14 protein-coding genes are annotated in these 17951 nt (G+C 52.9%); 3 read left to right on the top strand and 11 right to left on the bottom strand.

Annotated elements, in window-relative coordinates; all coding sequences use genetic code 11:
• Positions 1-3: 3 nt before the first annotated feature.
• The 6 genes from AT687_RS04650 to AT687_RS04625 form a co-directional block, all read right to left on the bottom strand.
• Positions 4-1173, bottom strand: a complete 1170-nt coding sequence (locus tag AT687_RS04650) for an MraY family glycosyltransferase (protein ID WP_014306791.1) — start codon at positions 1171-1173, stop codon at positions 4-6.
• Positions 1174-1824, bottom strand: coding sequence for an L-threonylcarbamoyladenylate synthase (locus AT687_RS04645; RefSeq protein WP_014303257.1), 651 nt, complete (start codon positions 1822-1824; stop codon positions 1174-1176).
• Positions 1825-1931: 107 nt separating this feature from the next.
• On the bottom strand, positions 1932-2750 hold the full coding sequence (prmC, locus tag AT687_RS04640) for a peptide chain release factor N(5)-glutamine methyltransferase (protein ID WP_014318943.1): 819 nt from the start codon (positions 2748-2750) through the stop codon (positions 1932-1934).
• A 4-nt stretch (positions 2751-2754) separates the two neighbouring features.
• The gene (gene prfA, locus AT687_RS04635; RefSeq protein ID WP_014318942.1) at positions 2755-3825 is read right to left on the bottom strand and encodes a peptide chain release factor 1; all 1071 of its coding nucleotides are present in this window, start codon (positions 3823-3825) and stop codon (positions 2755-2757) included.
• Positions 3825-5888, bottom strand: a complete 2064-nt coding sequence (gene rho / locus AT687_RS04630) for a transcription termination factor Rho (protein ID WP_014318941.1) — start codon at positions 5886-5888, stop codon at positions 3825-3827. The genes prfA and rho overlap by 1 nt, the downstream gene beginning before the upstream one ends.
• Before the next feature lie 50 nt (positions 5889-5938).
• Positions 5939-6142 carry a hypothetical protein gene (locus AT687_RS04625; RefSeq protein ID WP_133060886.1) on the bottom strand — a complete coding sequence of 68 codons (204 nt, stop codon included), beginning with the start codon at positions 6140-6142 and terminating at the stop codon, positions 5939-5941.
• A gap of 107 nt (positions 6143-6249) precedes the next feature.
• Between AT687_RS04625 and AT687_RS04620 the strand changes: the two genes are divergently transcribed.
• Positions 6250-7989, top strand: a complete 1740-nt coding sequence (locus AT687_RS04620) for a long-chain fatty-acid--CoA ligase (RefSeq protein ID WP_014318940.1) — start codon at positions 6250-6252, stop codon at positions 7987-7989.
• Positions 7990-8050: 61 nt separating this feature from the next.
• On the opposite strand, the gene thrB is transcribed toward AT687_RS04620, so the two are convergent.
• The 5 genes from thrB to AT687_RS04595 form a co-directional block, all read right to left on the bottom strand.
• A complete protein-coding gene (thrB, locus tag AT687_RS04615) occupies positions 8051-8977 on the bottom strand; it encodes a homoserine kinase (protein WP_014318939.1) in 927 nt (308 codons plus the stop codon).
• 4 nt (positions 8978-8981) lie between these two features.
• Complete coding sequence (locus AT687_RS04610; protein WP_021334987.1) at positions 8982-10328, bottom strand: homoserine dehydrogenase; 1347 nt, start codon at positions 10326-10328, stop codon at positions 8982-8984.
• Positions 10329-10533: 205 nt separating this feature from the next.
• A complete protein-coding gene (lysA, locus tag AT687_RS04605) occupies positions 10534-11862 on the bottom strand; it encodes a diaminopimelate decarboxylase (RefSeq protein ID WP_014318937.1) in 1329 nt (442 codons plus the stop codon).
• 2 nt (positions 11863-11864) lie between these two features.
• The gene (gene argS, locus AT687_RS04600) at positions 11865-13517 is read right to left on the bottom strand and encodes an arginine--tRNA ligase (protein ID WP_014318936.1); all 1653 of its coding nucleotides are present in this window, start codon (positions 13515-13517) and stop codon (positions 11865-11867) included.
• 11 nt (positions 13518-13528) lie between these two features.
• Complete coding sequence (locus AT687_RS04595; RefSeq protein WP_014310311.1) at positions 13529-15187, bottom strand: L-lactate permease; 1659 nt, start codon at positions 15185-15187, stop codon at positions 13529-13531.
• Positions 15188-15624: 437 nt separating this feature from the next.
• Here AT687_RS04595 and AT687_RS04590 point away from each other — a divergent pair, with 437 nt between their 5' ends.
• Both AT687_RS04590 and AT687_RS04585 read left to right on the top strand, forming a co-directional pair.
• Positions 15625-16410, top strand: coding sequence for a (Fe-S)-binding protein (locus tag AT687_RS04590; protein WP_003851065.1), 786 nt, complete (start codon positions 15625-15627; stop codon positions 16408-16410).
• Entirely contained in the window at positions 16407-17951 is a 1545-nt protein-coding gene (locus AT687_RS04585) for a LutB/LldF family L-lactate oxidation iron-sulfur protein (RefSeq protein ID WP_014306781.1), read from the top strand. Before AT687_RS04590 ends, AT687_RS04585 begins: the two co-directional genes overlap by 4 nt.

The raw sequence follows: 17951 nt of genomic DNA, 5'->3' as shown, positions 1-17951 counted from the left end.
AGTCTATGAGAGCGGATGTTCACGACGATGCGCTTCCTTTTGGGCGCGTATGACCGGCCCCCTACTGGCAAGTACTGCGAACACGATAGCCGTAATCACACCAACGGTGGCAAAAACGGGGGGAACAATCGAGAACGCAACCGCACCAAAAGCGACCACGGACACCCAAAGATAAAGCACCAGCACGACCCGCCTATGCGTATGCCCCAAAGACAATAGCCGGTGATGCAGATGCATCTTATCGGCAGAAAACGGTGATTTTCCTTTGCGAACACGCCGGACAATGGCCATCACCAAATCAAGCATCGGAATAAAGACTGCCGCTATCACCACAATGATCGGAGACATCAAGGCGATTACGTCAACTGTGCCGTACAGACTCATATCGATCTTGCCGCTAGCCGACGTTGACGCTGCCGCAAGCAATAATCCGATGAGCATGGAGCCAGAATCACCCATGAAAATGCGAGCCGGCTCAAAGTTGTGCGGCAAAAATCCTGCACACATGCCTACGAGGGAAGCCGCAATAATTGCTGGTGGATATGCCGATACCATGCCACCTTGATCGTGGAGAACCGTCATAGAAAACAACAAGATAGATAAACCAGCGATCATGCCCAAACCAGCGGCTAAACCATCGAGGCCATCCACAAAGTTGATTGCATTAATCAAAGTGACCGTAAACAGCACCGTGACCAAGGTCGAAACCACCTGATCAAGAACAAGCGTCGAGCCACCACCAAATGGCAGATAGACCAAAGTCCATGTAAGCCCCAAGATGCTCATGACGGCCGCACCTAGAACTTGACCCGCAAGTTTAGTAATCGCGTCCAGTTCAAACAGATCGTCGAGAATACCCACGATGACGATAATCGCACCGGCCCAGAAAACGGCGCTCATCTCCGGAGTAACCGGCTTGAACCCTCTAGTCAAGGCTGGAAGCTGGTCGGCCAAGAATACTGCGCCGATAAAACCAGAAAACATCGCCACACCACCAAGCCGCGGCTTGGGCTGGGTATGGACATCTCGCTCACGGATTTCACCCATTCGCCCGCTTTTGACCACAGCGTAGCGAACTATCCCCGTGGTCAAAAACGTCAGCGAAGCTGCAACCAGAATGATCAGTGCAAGCTCACGCATGGGCACACCGGCAACACCGGCACCAGCACCCATCTATCGAAGCGTCTCCACGTCGACTTCCAATACTTCTGCGACTCGTTCCGCTGAGATCGCGCCTTCACGAAGAATTCGCGGATGATCACCGGACAGGTCAACGATTGTCGACGCAGTTCCTACGGGCGTCTCACCAGCGTCAAGATAAACGCTTACGTTGTCACCCAACTGACGCTGTGCTTCTTGAGCAGTGGTGGGTGGAGTCTGACCAGAAATGTTCGCAGAAGATACCGCCATCGGGCCTGTTTCTCGCAAAAGTTCAATGGCAACTGGGTGCAACGGCATCCGCAGCATCACAGTGCCGCGGGTATCGCCGAGGTTCCACTGCAAACTTGGAGCTTGCTCCACAACGATGCTGAGCCCACCTGGCCAAAACGCCTCAATGAGTGTTCGCATTTGATCGGAATAGCTGTGCACCAATCCACGAGACGTATCCCAGCTACCAACCAATACTGGTACTGGCATATCGGGGCCACGGTGCTTCGTTTCTAGGAGTTTTGCTACTGCGGTGTTATCAAAAGCATCGCAACCGATTCCATAAAGCGTATCGGTGGGAATGACCACTAGTCGGCCATCTTTTACAGTACTGATGGCTTGCTGGAGGCCAGCTTCACGAGTTTCCGCGTCACTGCAGTCAAAGATTCTGCCCACGTTCGAAAGTCTTTCTCTTCTCGATAGTTTTCGGTCCCTCGATGCTACGGGGGATGCTAATTGTTCTGCATCGCTTCAAAACAAAGATATACATTTGAAGCCACTTCTTAGGGAATCTTACTCGCAACTACAAACCTACTGCGGCCAGTGAGGTCCTTCAGCGGTTCAATGTTGCTAAATCCACCATGATCTATGAGCGCTTGTTGCGTTTGCTCAGACGTTGAATCATCATGCTCGATGCCCACGAGCCCACCAGGGGCCAACAGCCGGTAAATCACTGGAATCATGGCGTTAATGGTGTCCATTCCCGAATCACCAGAAAACACCGCCATACTGGGGTCTTGGTACACTTCGGGCTCTAAATCATTACTTAATGGCACATAGGGTGGATTACTCACGAGGAGATCTACTGCCCCACTGAGGTGATCTAAGATCTCTGGATCTGTAACGTCACCTTGAACCAGATGGACTCGGTCAGGAAGATTTCTACGAGCAAATGCCATGGCTGCATCAGATAGTTCCACAGCCCATACCGAGCACTCAGGATGTTCGTGCGCAATGTAAGCTGCTAACGCCCCTGACCCAGTGCATAAATCGACCACGGTGTCCTTGGAGTCAGTATGACGAACTGCCCAATCGGCTAGCACCTCAGTTTCTGGACGCGGAATAAAAACACCTGGGCCCACATGAAGTTCCAATGGGCCAAACCACGTCACTTGGAGAATGTGTTGGAGTGGCTCACGGTTTTTCCTTCGCTCAACCCATTTCCAGAAGTGCTCTGGAACATCATGATCGCCTTTAAGGAATAACTCCATAGGTTGGCAGTTCAGTAAATGCGCCGCCATAAGGTGGACGTCGTTACGCGGCGAGGCCACCCCCGCTTCAGCGAGAATGGCCTCCGCCTTGTGTAATGCCTGAGCTAGCACGTGGCTATTCCGCCTCGAGCCTCTCGGCACGCTCTGCTGCCTGCAACGCAGAGAACAGATCATCAAGATCACCGTTGAGTACGGAGTCCAGGTTATTGGCCTTGTATCCAATGCGGTGATCCGAGATGCGGTTCTCTGGCCAGTTGTAGGTACGGATTCGTTCCGAGCGGTCCATAGTACGAATCTGTGCAGCGCGACCCTCAGCTGCTTCTGCTTCTGCCTGTTCTTCTGCCATAGCTTGAAGACGAGCAGCGAGCACCTGCATAGCACGAGCCTTGTTCTGGATCTGCGAACGTTCCTTTTGGCAGGTCACAACCAATCCCGTAGGAAGGTGCGTAATACGCACAGCGGAGTCTGTGGTGTTCACGCCCTGACCGCCTTTACCCGAGGAACGGTAGACGTCGACACGCAAATCCTTGTCGTCGATCTCGACCTCAGCTACCTCATCGGGCTCAGGGTAGACCAGTACACCTGCTGCCGATGTTTGGATGCGGCCTTGAGACTCAGTGACAGGCACACGTTGTACGCGGTGAACGCCACCTTCAAACTTGAACACGCTCCACGCACCATCACGAGATAGAGTCTTCGAGCGAATGGACAAGGTCATGTCTTTGACGCCACCCAAATCAGATTCAGACAAGCCCAGAACCTCGACCGTGAAACCATGCTTTTCCGCGTAGCGTTGGTACATACGCACGAGTTCACCAGCGAAAAGTGCAGCTTCTTCACCACCGGCACCCGCTTTGACTTCCATCACGATGTCATCACCATCGTGAGGATCGCGTGGTGCAAGCAGATCAGCGAGCTGTTCCTCCAAAGAAACGATTTCTTCGGCAAGACGTTCGGCCTCAGCGGCGAACTCTTTATCCTCGTAGGCCATTTCCTCAGCGGCTTCGTGGTCGTCACGAGCCTGCACCAACTTGTTGTTTACGTTGATGATGGGCTGCAACTCCGAATAACGCTTGGATAGCTTACGGAATAGCGTTTGGTCACCCATCGTCTCTGGATCAGCCATTTGGGCTTCAATGCCCTGGTATTCCGAGACGATGTCGTCAACTGCAGAAACCTGAGACATTAGTCCTCCTCAGCATCCGCAGCCATCGGCGCAGAACTTGCTACCTGCATCAAGAATTCACCATTGGACTTGGTCTTCTTGAGCTGCTTGATCAACAAATCGATAGCCTGCTGATTATCCAAAGCAGAAAGCATGCGGCGGAGTTTGTGCATAATGCGAGCTTCTTCCGGAGCCAGCAGCAACTCATCCTTACGGGTACCCGATGGGTTGACGTCGACAGCTGGGAATACACGGCGCTCAGAAATCTTACGATCCAGCTTCAGCTCGGCGTTACCGGTGCCCTTGAATTCCTCGAAGATCACGGTGTCGCCGGCAGAACCAGTCTCAACCATGGCCGTGGCGATAATCGTAAGCGATCCACCATTTTCGATGTTGCGAGCCGCACCAAGGAAACGCTTTGGTGGGTACAACGCGTTGGAGTCCACACCACCGGAGAGAATTCGGCCGGATGCAGGTGAGCTGTTGTTGTAGGCACGGCCAAGACGCGTAATGGAGTCTAGGAGGACAACAACATCCTGTCCCTGCTCCACAAGGCGCTTCGCACGCTCAATAGCGAGCTCTGCAACAGCGGTGTGCTCGCTTGGTGGACGGTCGAAGGTCGATGCAATAACTTCGCCCTTCACAGAACGCTGCATATCGGTAACTTCTTCCGGACGCTCATCCACCAAAACAACCATGAGGTAGCACTCTGGGTTGTTGGTAGCAATAGCGTTTGCGATATTTTGCAGGATCGTGGTCTTACCAGCCTTAGGAGGAGACACGATCAAAGCACGCTGACCTTTACCAATCGGCATGATCAAATCGATCACACGGGTAGTCAAAACCTTAGACTCGGTTTCGAGGCGCAGACGCTGGTTGGGGTACAACGGGGTGAGCTTAGCAAACTCAGGGCGTGCCTTTGCTTCTTCCACCGTCATCCCGTTGACTGAATCAACGCGTACCAATGGGTTGTACTTCTGGCGGTTACGGCCACGGTTGTGTCCGCCGTGGTTGTTTTCGCCATTCATACGAACTTGGCCCACAATTGCGTCGCCAGAACGCAATCCCAAGCGGCGAATCATCTGGTTGTTCACATAGACGTCAGCGGCACCGGCGTGGTAACCGGAGGTACGCACGAAAGCAACATTGTTGTCCACGATGTCCAAGATGCCTGCAACATTTTGCAAGACTTCATCTTCACGTGGTTCGTTGTTGTTATTTTCGCGATTATCACGGTTATCATCACGGTCACGGCCACGACGGTTACGACGATTACGACGGTTGCGGTCCCCACGATCGTTACGATCGCCACGCTCCCCACGCTCGTGTCGATTGCCACGGCGGTTGTCCTCACGACCATTGTCGTGAGAGTCCGACTTGGTGGATTGATCAGCTTGATCAGAACGAGCTTGCTCGTTGCTGTTGTCTGCTACCTCAGAGGATTCTGGTGCGACGTCGTTGCGAGAATTCTCATTTTCTGGCTGAGATGCTTCGCTCTCATCTTTAGCGCCAGGGCGATTGTATTCGCGCTGCTCACGACGAGCACGGTTACGACGGGCACGTCGAGCGGCAGAACGAGACTCGTAGTGGTAGTTATCTTTATCCTCAGAACCTGCCTCAGCAGACTGCTCTTCAGAAGATTTGTCAGTAGCTTCTGCTACGCGAACCTCAGCGGGTTCCTCCTGCGTTGTTTTCACAGACGTCTTTACTGCACGACGACGGCGTGGCTGACGCTCGGACTCACCAGCTGGAGCTTCTTTTTCTTGTTTTGGCGCAGGATTCTGTTCTGCAGGCGCAGCAACTTCTGTTACCACTGGCGCTGGCTCGGAACCGGCATCTTGGGCAACGTGCTTAGTCGCACGACGACGTGCTGGACGTTCCTTCTTTGGTGCATCTGCTTTGTTCTCTTCCGAGGGGGCCACAGATGTTGGATGAGCGGCAGAGGTACCGTTAATAGCCGCAATTAGATCACCCTTACGCAGGGCGGACGTACCTTTCAGGCCCATTTCTGCGGCAATTTTGCGCAGTTCGGGCAAACGCAGAGCAGCGAGATTACGCTGTGCGCTGTTATCTGTATTAGTCACAGATGTCCTTTCATTGCGTGATCAGCAGTCAAGGAGTCACTGGGAATAGTTCAACCAAGACACAACCGCTGACAGCATTCTGTGGAATTGACTGGATTCAAACGGGTAAAACCACCGAAATTTCGGCGAGAATCCGTGGCATACCACGACCGATCACCATAAATGTAGCGGATAGCGATGGTGAGGTGTGCCGAGTAATGAACTTCTGCTGCGAAGAGGCTATACACACTGGCGGTTCGGTAAGAAGTAAACATCGAACCGTGGGCAAGCACAGAAAATTTCCGTGAAGTTCGTAGCGATTCTAACCCATAAAGTAGGTTTAAGTGAACTTTGTGCCAAAAACACAACTATGGTGATTATCATGCTCAGCACAATGCAGGACATTCCGCTTAATCTCGCGCGCATTCTCACCTACGGTGCCACCGCCCACGCGGACACAAAGATCACCACCTTTGATGGCGAGGTAGCATCAGAGACGACATATGCGGAAATTGCCGCACGAGCTGCGGCTTTCGCCCACGCGCTTCACGACGAACTGGGTATTGACGATGACCAGCGAGTCGGATCGATGATGTATAACTGCGCAGAACATCTCGAAGTTCTTTTTGCGGTTTCTTGCATGGGTGCTGTATTCAATCCGCTGAATAAGCAATTAATGAATGATCAGATTCGCCACATCATTAATCATGCTGAAGATGAAGTCATCGTTGCTGATCAACGCCTCGCTAAACAACTGGGTACGATCCTGCATCAAGGATGCCCTAGTGTGCGTGCCGTGATCTTCATCGGAACAAGCCCTATCACGGATGCAGCCACGGAAATACCCGAAGGAATTACCTGCTACTCCTACGAATCGCTTCTCGACGGTCGCAGCACCGTCTACGAGTGGCCACAAGTTGAAGAAACCACAGCAGCGGCGATCTGCTACTCCACCGGCACCACTGGAGCACCCAAAGGGGTGGCATATTCCCACCGTGCGTTGTATCTCCAAGCGCTAAATCTTCGCACCACAGACTCGCTCGCCGTTACCCACGGGCAGTCATTTTTGTGCTGCGTGCCGATCTATCACATCTTGAGCTGGTGCGTCCCCATCGCAGCCTTCATGTCCGGCACCCCCCTCGTATTCCCTGGGTCTAGTGTATCGGCTCCCTCCCTTGCACACATCATCGCTACTGCGCATCCTCGTGTCGCTCACGGTGTTCCCACGTTGTGGATCCAGCTCATGGTCCACTACATGCGCCACTCTCCTGAACGTATGAGCCTGCAAGAAATCTATGTGGGAGGTTCCGCTGTACCGGCGATCTTGATCAAGCTTTGGGAAGAACGCTACGGCGTCGATGTAGTCCACGTGTGGGGCATGACCGAAACGGTTGCAATCGGTACAGTGGCACGACCACCATCGGGAGTTTCAGGGGAAACCCGACTGAACTATCGCATTAGCCAAGGTCGGTTCCCCGCCACTTTGGAATATCGCGTAGTCAATGATGGTGAAATCATGAGCTCGACCGACCGTAACCAAGGTGAAATTCAAGTCCGAGGAAATTGGGTCACCGAACACTACTACCACTCAGCGACCGAGGACAATGGCGGTGCCGCGTCGATGTTCCGCGACCACGAAGTAGAGGATGCACCTGAACAGTTCACTGAGGATGGTTGGCTTCGCACAGGTGATGTTGGTTCAGTAACTCGCGACGGTTACCTCACCATCCATGACCGCGCTCGCGATGTCATCCGCTCAGGCGGCGAATGGATCTACTCCACAATGTTGGAAAACGAAATCATGGCAGCAACAGTCGTCGTTGAGGCAGCAGTAATTGGATATCCCGATCCTAAATGGGGCGAACGACCGCTGTCAGTGACAGTCTTAGCTGCAGGTGTGGAACCGAATAAAGAAACAGCTGAACGCCTACGCGAGGGGTTACGCGATACGTTCCCCAACTGGATGCTTCCGGAATACTGGACGTTTGTTAAATCCATTGACAAAACATCCGTGGGCAAGTTTGACAAAATTGACCTGCGCCAACACTTGGCTGATGGCGATTTTGAAATCATTGCACTTAAAGGCCCAGGTAGATCCTCCCATAGCGATTCCGCCGAATAACGACTACCGCCCTCCTAGAGACTTGACTAGGAGGGCGGTAGTTAAATTGGCATGCGGTTATCTAGGCATCGACTTTCACCGATACAGCATCTGCTACATCCAAGGACAGCACACGCAACCCAGCTTCACGCGCGTCATCGAGAACAGCCTCGTCAACTGGCTCAGTATGAAGCACCATGATGGTCGGCCCAGCCCCAGACAAGTAGGCAGCATAGCCACGATTGCGGAGTCGGTTGACCCATTCCGCCGTCACAGGCAAGACATCTGCACGGTACGGCTGATGCAGTCTATCGCGGGTACCTTCCCACAACAGCTCTGGATGGTGCTGCAAAGCTACTGTCATGACGGCACAACGCGAAACATTAAATCGCGCATCTAGGTGAGTAACGTCGCTAGGCAAAACTCGACGAACAGCTTCCGTTGACGCATGGAAATCAGGAACCAACGCTGTCGCTTTAATTCGGCTATCGACGTTAATCGTCACCGCCTTGAATTGCGGTTCAGTACGTCCGTCGACTGGAATTTCAGTCCATGAAACAACCGCATTACCTAGTACTGAAGCAGCGGCATTGTCTGGATGCCCTTCGAATGCTGAGGAAAGCTGAACCACACGGGCGTCGTCAAGCGGGAATCCAGCTAGACCATTTGCCGCCGCAACACCGGCAACAGCAGCAGCCGCAGACGAGCCTAAACCACGTGACTGTGGAATGTTGTTATGGCAGACAACTCTTAGCCCAGGTACCTGTACATCAGCAGCCTTCAATCCCGCACGGATTGCTTTGACAACAAGGTGGGAACCATCAAGGGGAAGCTCTCCTTGGCCTTCACCAAAAACCTCGACTTCAAGACCGTGGTCAGTGACCTCCACTTCAACGGTGTCATACAAAGACAATGCCAACCCCAAAGTGTCAAAGCCTGGGCCCAAGTTTGCCGACGATGCTGGCACCGTGACCGTTACTTTTTTACCTACCGGCAGCTCTATAGCCATGGGTTTACTCCCCTGCTAGACGAATAACGCTGTTGATCTTTTTCACCGAGTCAGAATTCTTAATCTGTTCAACGGTTGCTTCAAGTTCCGATTCCTTGGCCGTATGCGTAACCACAATCAAGCGGGCATGACCATCTTTTTCAGCCTGACGCACAGTGCGCAACGAAATACCATGGCTAGAGAATGTCTTAGCAAGATCCGCTAATACGCCAACGCGGTCTTCTACTTCCATATCGATATGGAAGCGTGTAGGGACCTCACCGAATGGTGCAATGGGAAGATCCGCATAGGTGGATTCGCCTGGGGCACGCCCACCAAAAACCTTGTTGCGAGCAGCGCCGACAATATCGCCGAGCACCGCCGATGCCGTTGGGTTACCACCAGCACCATTGCCGTAGAACATAAGTCGGCCTGCGGCTTCAGCTTCAACGAAAATTGCGTTGAAGGACTTGTCTACGCTGGCCAGGGGGTGATTGCGTGGGACCAAGGTGGGATGAACGCGCGCAGAAACCTTTTCTACGCCATCAACATTGAGCCGCTCGCAGATAGCAAGCAGTTTGATGGTAAAGCCTGCTTCCTTGGCTGCGTTGATGTCGTCTGCCGTGATCTTCGAGATTCCCTCACAGTACACATCCGCATAAGTTACGCGTGTATGGAATGCCAAGGATGCAAGAATAGCTGCTTTCGATGCTGCGTCATGGCCTTCAACATCTGCTGTTGGGTCTGCTTCTGCATAGCCCAATCGGGTGGCTTCTGCGAGCATGTCATCATAGCTTGCACCCGTAGAATCCATGGCGTCCAAGATGAAGTTGGTCGTTCCGTTAACAATGCCGGCAACCGACTGGATTTGGTCACCAGCCAAGGAACGACGTAGTGGGCCAAGCACTGGGATTGCAGCGGCAACTGCGGCCTCGAAGTAGAGGTCAACTCCGGCCTCGTCAGCTGCAGCAGCAAGCTCCTCTGAATGAGCCGCGACCAGCGCCTTGTTTGCTGTCACCACAGACTTTCCGCTGTGTAGAGCCTCAAGAATGAGCTCACGCGGATAGTCGATTCCACCGATGACTTCCACAACGATATCTACGTCATCACGAGCAATAAGCGAGCGCGCATCGTCTGTAAGTAGTCCTAGTTGATCGGCAAGAGATCCACGGTGCTTTTCCACACTGGAGGCAGCAACACCCTTGATCTCAAGCGGTCCACCGGCGCGATGTTGGAAATCATTATGATTCTCGGTGAGGAGACGAAGAACTTGGCTACCCACTGTGCCATAGCCCAAAATCGCGATTCCCACAGGTGATCCTTCACCTTTGCCAGGGTTAAACGTTGCATGATGCTGTGAGTCAGGGTTCATAGCACTCCTCGTAGAGGTTCCTATAGCGGAACAGGTGGGCATTAGGTTTCCCAAATTGTAGCAGCGTTCCGCTTCCCACTTCGGTGCCATGGGGGCACGATACTTCTCTTTACCCCCACTTCACCTGCAATTACAGGAAAAATAAGAACCCCATTTCACGCACAATATATGCATAAAATGGGGGTATTTGGACGTTCGTCTCACGTTACGGGACGTCTAACTGCAATAGATCGTCTATATTTTCCCGTTTCACCATCACGCTTGCTTGTCCGTCGAGCACACTCACAACCGCAGGACGCCCCATCATATTGTAGCGACTGCTCATAGCAAAGCAATAGGCACCGGTAGCAGCCAATGCCAACAAGTCGCCCTCGCGAATATCATCAGGCAGCATCGCATCGTTGATCAAAATGTCTCCGGATTCACAATGCGAGCCCACTACTCGACTCGAAATTTGTGTTCCGGTGATGTTTCTGTTAATCACCCGCGCATCATACTCAGCCTCATAAAGAGCAGGACGAATGTTGTCGCTCATGCCACCATCCACTGCTAGATAACGACGCGTCTGCCGGTCAGTCACGTGGACGTCTTTAACCGTGCCTACCTCATAAACCGTAACGGTTGAGGGACCAGCAATGGCTCGCCCAGGCTCAACGAGGACTTCCGGTGCACTGATACCGATTTCATCAGCCGCAGACTGTACTGCTTTGAGCAAATCTTGAGCCACTGCAGCAACATCCAATGGTGTTTCATCTTCGGTATACGCAATTCCGTATCCGCCACCGAGGTCAAGCTGCTCTAAATCCACACCAAGTTCACGGTGAATTCTGGAGTACAAATCGAGAACACGCTGAGCTGCCAAGCTAAATCCCTGAGCGTCAAATACCTGCGATCCCACGTGACAATGCAGACCAATGAGGTACAAAGACTCAGACGAGATAGCGCGCGCTGCCGCCGCATATGCTGAACCAGAGGCCAACGAGAAACCGAATTTTTGGTCTTCGTGGCTAGTAGCGATGAACTCGTGAGTGTGGGCTTCGATACCAGGTTTAACACGCACCATCACAGGCTGTTGGATACCTGCCGCACCAGCAATTTCCTCAAGGCGTTCGAGTTCCACCATGGAGTCGATGACGACATGTCCCACACGGGCGTCGACAAGCGCTTGCAAAAAGGCACGATCTTTATTGTTGCCATGTGCCGTTATGCGTTGCGACGGAAAACCTGCTCGCAGTGCAACCTGTAGTTCCCCATGAGATGCGATATCGAGGCTTAAGCCTTCTTCTTCAACCCACCGAGCAATTCGGCGAGTAAGAAACGCTTTGGATGCGTAGTGGACCTTATCCGCGCCGCCAAAAGCTGCTGCCATGTCACGACAACGGCTTCGGAAATCTGCCTCATCAACGACAAATACAGGAGTCCCATATTCCTGAGCGATGGACGCCAAAGATACACCGGCGACACTGACATCTCCCCCAGCCTCACGTGCAGCATGTCTTGGCCACACGTGGGAAGGCAGTGCGTTGAAATCCATGACTACATACGCTCCGGCGCAGATACTCCGACAAGCCCCAGCGCATTAGCCAATACCTGACGCGTCGCGTTAGCCAGCGCCAAACGTGCAGTGTGAATAGGCTCAGCAGACTCGCCTACTTTAGGCAAAATCTGGCAGGAATCGTAGAAACGATGGAACGTACCAGCAAGATCCTCAGCAAAACGCGCAATGCGGTGCGGTTCGCGTAGCTCTGCTGCAGCCTTCACTACAGCTGGGAACTCACCGAGTGTACGGATCAAATCGCCTTCACGGTCATGAGTCAAAAGCGAAAGGTCAGGATCGATTGCGGTGATACCGAGATCAGCAGCTTTACGTGCAATCGAGCACAAACGTGCGTGACCATACTGAACGTAATAAACAGGGTTATCACTGCTTTGCTGCTCCCACAGCTGCAAGTCAATATCCAAGCTAGAATCAACCGAAGAGCGAATCATCGAGTATCGAGCACCGTCGATTCCGATTGCTTCCACCAGATCGTCCAAGGTAATAACGGTGCCTGCGCGCTTAGACATACGGACAGCCTTGCCGTCACGCACAAGGTTAACCATCTGACCGATGAGGACCTCGACGTTGGAAGGCTCGTAACCCATCGCAGCTGCTGCCGCACGAAGACGAGAAATATAACCGTGATGGTCTGCACCAAGCATGTAAATGCACAGGTCATGACCGCGGTCGAACTTATCCGCAACATAAGCAATGTCACCGGCAATGTAAGCAGCATCGCCATCAGACTTGATCACTACGCGATCTTTGTCATCACCATATTCAGAGGACTTAAGCCACCAAGCGCCCTCATTGAAATACAGGTTGCCATTGTCTTTCAGCGTCTGAATAGCTTTATCTACTGCTCCCGATTCGAACAACGAGTTCTCGTGGAAGTACACATCGAAATCAGTACCAAACTCATGGAGAGATTCCTTGATGTGCGCGAACATCATCTCAACACCAGTTGCACGGAACCCTTCATTGAGATCCGCTTCGGCCAGAGCCAACACATCTGGGTGCTGCGCAACTACTGCATCAGCGATTTCCTTGATGTAATCTCCGCCGTAACCATCTTCTGGAGTTGGCTCCCCCTTGGCCGAAGCCACCAACGAGTTAGTAAAGCGATCAATCTGACGTCCGTGGTCATTGAAGTAGTACTCACGGGTGACCTGTGCACCGGAGGCTTCCAATACACGGCCCAAAGAGTCTCCTACCGCCGCCCAACGTGTTCCCCCCAAGTGAATTGGGCCAGTTGGGTTCGCAGACACAAACTCAAGATTGACGCGACGCCCCTGATAAAGATCGGAATGCCCGAAGGTAGCTCCCGCCTCCAGAATTTTCGCCACAATCTCACCCTGAGCGGCTGCCGCCAAGCGGATATTAATAAAGCCAGGGCCTGCGATCGACGCCTCGTCGATTGCCGTGTTGGCAGCGAGGGAGTCAGCAAGCACCTGGCCTAACTCTCGCGGATTCATCCCAACTTTTTTAGCAATCTGAAGAGCAACGTTTGTTGCATAATCTCCATGCTCTGGGTTGCGTGGGCGCTCCACCACGACAGTTTCAGGGAGCACCGTGGTGTCGAGCTCACGCGCCGACAAAACATCAATTGCTGTTTGTTTAATTAGTTGAGAAAGATCCGCAGGTGTCATGGGTTAGAAGTTTAGCCCACAACCATCCATCCGAGAATTGGGGTGGACTGAAGGTACGCAATGATGCAGATGTAGACCAGAAGTCCGAGGGAGTATTTCCACGCCTGAGCCATGATCTTGCGTTCGCCGTTTTCCATGTTGACAGCGTTGGCAGCAATGGTCAGAGTCTGCGGGCTCATCATCTTGCCCAAGGTTGCACCAGCAGTGTTGGCACCCACCAGTAGAGTTGGGCTTACACCCACCTGGGTTGCGGTGGTGGACTGCATTTGCGCAAACAACGCATTGGCAGAAGTTGCAGATCCTGTCACCCACGTACCAATCCAACCCAGCAGCGGCGAAAGCAGTGGGAAGATAGTGCCGGTAGCTGCCAAAAAGGCACCAATAGAAGCAGTCTGGCCTGAAAGGTTCATCACATAAGCAAGACCCATCACAGCAGCAATGGTCAAAGCGGAGAAGCGCATCTTGTAGGCACCTTCAGCCAATTGGCTAAAGCCCGCTTTGAACGACATTGGGTATGCACCATTGCTGTTCTTAGCCGCTGCGGAGTACACGAGAACTGTGATCAAACCGCAGAAGAAGAGGATCGTGCCAGGGGTAGACAACCAGTTGAAGTTAAAAATGGTGTTAGGAATTGGCTCGCCGGCTTGGTTGACCAAGTGGCCATGAAGTCCAGGCCACTGAACCTTAATATCTGTCGATTTCAGAGCAGCTGGGATGTTAACGCCTATCTTCCACAAGCTGGTGATCGAGAACACCACGACAACGAGAAGATATGGGAACAGCGCAAGGAATGCCCGATCAGCAGACAGGTGAATGGTCGAGGCATCAATCTCAGAAGCTTGATCCTCTGGAGTCTTTGGCTTCCAGATACGCAAGAACGCAACACCGCAGATGAGGGAAAGTAGGCACGCGACAACGTCGGTAAGCACATAAGAGAAGTAATTAGATGCCAAGAACTGGCCGCCACCGAAGGTGATACCCAGCAAAAGGGCCATTGGCCAAGTCTGGCGAACACCACGGGTGCCATCCATGATCAGTGCCAAAATGAACGGGACGATTAAGGCAATGAGGGAAACCTGTCGTCCGGCCATAGCAGCAACTTGCTCGCCTGGGATCTGAGTGAGCAGACCACCAGTCGTCACAGGAATACCCATGGCACCAAATGCCACAGGCGCACAGTTTGCAACGAAGGTGACAAGAACAGCCTTCATCGGCTTAAGACCAATGGCAAGCAACATTGCCGCAACGATCGCAATAGGTGCGCCGAACCCAGCAAGTGCTTCCAATAGGCCGCCAAATGCAAAGCCAATAAGCATGGCCTGAACTCGCATATCGCCGCGGCCGATCTTGGAGAAGATCGTACGAAGGTCTTCAAAACGACCTGATTTAACGGTGAGATCGTAGATCCAAACCGCCATCCAAATGACGTAAACGATTGGGAATAAACCGAAAGCTACGCCTTCAGCGAAGGAAAGAAGTGCTAGGTTAGCGGGCATCTTGAAGAGGAAAATACCAACAAGAAGCGCCACTCCAACGCTTGAGAGTGCCGCCCAGTGGGCTTTCATCTTGAGCACCATCAAGAATATGAAGAAGCCGATTAGCGGCAGGATCGCGCATAGCGCCGAGAGACCGAGGCTACCGCCCACGGTATCTATGACTGGTGTAAACACGAGGCTTAACTCCCATCATTGGGGGGACAAAAAGTTCACTGATTATTGTGCGCTTTTTTAGCCCATAAGTCATATTTGGGGAAGATTATGATTCCAAACACAGGGTCTGGGTGGACCATATAGTCCAAAAATTGCCCCTTCGCCTTGTATTTATCACCACAATTTAGACCGACGTTGAAGCATGCTACTTGTTCCAATTTGGGTGTCATCGGAGGTCTGTTGTTACATATCCGCACCCTATGCCCATTTCCGTTCGGAAATCCGGAATTAGAAAACAAAAACGTTTCGTTAATAACTGCAGGTTAGGACACACTTACACACTTTGTTTTTCTAGTTTCATCAGTAAGATTGGTTATGTCCAGTGGCATGTCGCGCTTCCGATTCTGTGGAAGTAAAAGAACCAAAGCCACATATCCATAAAGCAAGGAGCAAGTACCGTGAGAGTTGCGCTCTTTTCCACTTGTATCGGCGACGCAATGTTCCCCGATGCATCCAAAGCAACCGCACTCGTGCTTTCCCGCCTCGGCTATGAAGTCGTATTCCCTAAGGGACAGACATGCTGCGGCCAGATGCACGTCAACACCGGCTACCAAAAAGAAGCCATCCCACTAATCAAGAACTACGTGGACGCATTCGCTGACGATTCCATCGACTACGTAGTTGCACCTTCCGGTTCTTGCGTAGGCGCCGTGCGCGAACAGCACGAGCACATCGCAGACCGCTACGGCAACGCCGCACTGAAAGATGGTGCACACATCGCCGCAAAGAAGTCCCTCGATCTGTCGGAATTCTTGATCGATGTTGCCGGCGTTGAAGACGTCGGAGCTTTCTTCCCACACAAGGTCACTTACCACCCATCCTGCCACGGCCTTCGCTTCATTGGCCTAGGTGACCGCCCATACCGACTACTGCAAAACGTTGCCGGCATGGAACTTATCGAGCTTCCAAACAAAGAAGAGTGCTGTGGCTTCGGCGGAACCTTCTCCCTGAAGAACGCAGAAACCTCTGCTGCCATGGTGTCTGACAAGACCCGCAACATTGAGCTGACCGGAGCCGAGTACATCACCGGTGGCGACTCCTCTTGCTTGATGAACATTGCAGGCAACCTGTCCCGCAAGCATGTAGGAATCCGTGCCATCCACATGGCTGAGATTCTTGCCTCCACCAAGGAAAATCCTTGGACCCCGACCACTGCCGCTTACTCCCGAGAGGTCATGCTGTGAGTATTTCACTTGGAACCCCAGCGATGCCACCACGCGCATCGGAGCGCAGCCAGCTGCGCGGTGACGAGAACTTCGTCCACGCCGCTCACCATGAGCTATACAATGCAACCCAGCGCCGAAACCTCACCAAGGCAACGACCACCATTCGCACCAAGCGTCTGAACGTCACCGCCGAGATGCCTGACTGGGAGGCAGTCCGCGAAGCTGGTTCCGGTATTAAGCGCGATGTCGGACAGCGTCTCGACGAGCTCCTCGTTCAGTTCGAAGAAGCCGTAACTGCCCGCGGTGGCCACGTCCACTGGGCACGCGACGCCAAAGAAGCAGGCGACATCGTTACCAAGCTGGTTGAAGAAACCGGTGAGAAAAACGTTGTCAAGATCAAGTCCATGGCAACCATGGAAATCGACCTCAACAACCGCCTCCGCGAAGCCGGCATTTCCGCCCGTGAAACCGACTTGGCTGAGCTTATCGTTCAGCTAGGCAAAGACAAGCCATCTCACATTCTGGTTCCGGCAATTCACCGCAACCGCGCCGAGATCCGCGACATCTTCATTCGCGAAATGCCCAACACCGACGACTCCCTTTCTTCCGAACCTGCAGAGTTGGCAGAAGCATCCCGCTCCTTCCTACGCGAGCAGTTCATGAAGGCAAAGGTTGCCATTTCAGGAGCCAACTTCGGTATCGCTGAAACCGGCACCGTGACCATCATGGAGTCCGAAGGCAACGGCCGTATGTGCCTGACTCTTCCTGAAACCCTGATCTCCGTCATGGGTATCGAGAAGATCATCCCAACCTTCCAAGACCTCGAGGTCTTCTTGCAGCTGCTGCCACGTTCTTCCACCGGCGAGCGCCAGGCACCATACGTTTCCACTTGGTCCGGCGTTACCGAAGGCGACGGCCCGAAGAACTTCCACATCGTGCTCGTTGATAACGGCCGTACCGCAGTACTCTCCGACGAGATCGGCCGCGAAGCACTCAAGTGCATCCGTTGCTCTGCGTGTTTGAACGTATGCCCAGTCTACGAACGCGCTGGTGGCCACGCTTACGGTTCGACCTACCCAGGTCCTATCGGCGCCATCTTGTCCCCACAGATGACCGGTATCAAGGATAAGCATGATCCAAATGCTTACCTGCCATACGCTTCTTCCCTATGCGGTCGCTGCAATGAGGTTTGCCCAGTGAAGATTCCATTCACTGACATCCTTCTCGAGCTGCGCCACAAGAAGATTCAAACCGACGCTCCAAAGATTGAGAAAGCAATGATGGGCGCCATGCAGCTCGCATGGGGCAACTCAACCATGTGGAACATGATCACTCGCATGGTATTCATGGGTCGCATCATGGGCGGCTCAAACGGCAAGATCACCCACCTGCCAAGCTTCTTGGCTGGTTGGACAGACGTTCGCGACACCGCAGTCCCACCAAAGAAGTCCTTCCGCCAGTGGTTCGAAACCGAGGAAGCACAACAGCTGCTTGCCGACGCTCGCCGCGACGGCATCCACCCAAATAATCCAGAAGTTAACCAGAAGAAGGAGAACTGA

Origin of the sequence: Corynebacterium diphtheriae (assembly GCF_001457455.1) — a bacterium.
GTDB lineage: Bacteria > Actinomycetota > Actinomycetes > Mycobacteriales > Mycobacteriaceae > Corynebacterium > Corynebacterium diphtheriae.
Note: the sequence above shows the minus strand (reverse complement) of the source record. Positions and strands in the feature narration are given on the sequence as shown.

Excerpts from the sequence above, each read along its gene's own strand:
- AT687_RS04650 (WP_014306791.1), bottom strand. The coding sequence starts at position 1,173 with ATGGGTGCTGGTGCCGGTGTTGCCGGTGTGCCCATGCGTGAGCTTGCA.
- AT687_RS04625 (WP_133060886.1), bottom strand. The coding sequence starts at position 6,142 with ATGTTTACTTCTTACCGAACCGCCAGTGTGTATAGCCTCTTCGCAGCA.
- AT687_RS04610 (WP_021334987.1), bottom strand. The coding sequence starts at position 10,328 with ATGAACCCTGACTCACAGCATCATGCAACGTTTAACCCTGGCAAAGGT.
- argS (WP_014318936.1), bottom strand. The coding sequence starts at position 13,517 with ATGACACCTGCGGATCTTTCTCAACTAATTAAACAAACAGCAATTGAT.
- lysA (WP_014318937.1), bottom strand. The coding sequence starts at position 11,862 with ATGGATTTCAACGCACTGCCTTCCCACGTGTGGCCAAGACATGCTGCA.
- prfA (WP_014318942.1), bottom strand. The coding sequence starts at position 3,825 with ATGTCTCAGGTTTCTGCAGTTGACGACATCGTCTCGGAATACCAGGGC.
- AT687_RS04620 (WP_014318940.1), top strand. The coding sequence starts at position 6,250 with ATGCTCAGCACAATGCAGGACATTCCGCTTAATCTCGCGCGCATTCTC.
- thrB (WP_014318939.1), bottom strand. The coding sequence starts at position 8,977 with ATGGCTATAGAGCTGCCGGTAGGTAAAAAAGTAACGGTCACGGTGCCA.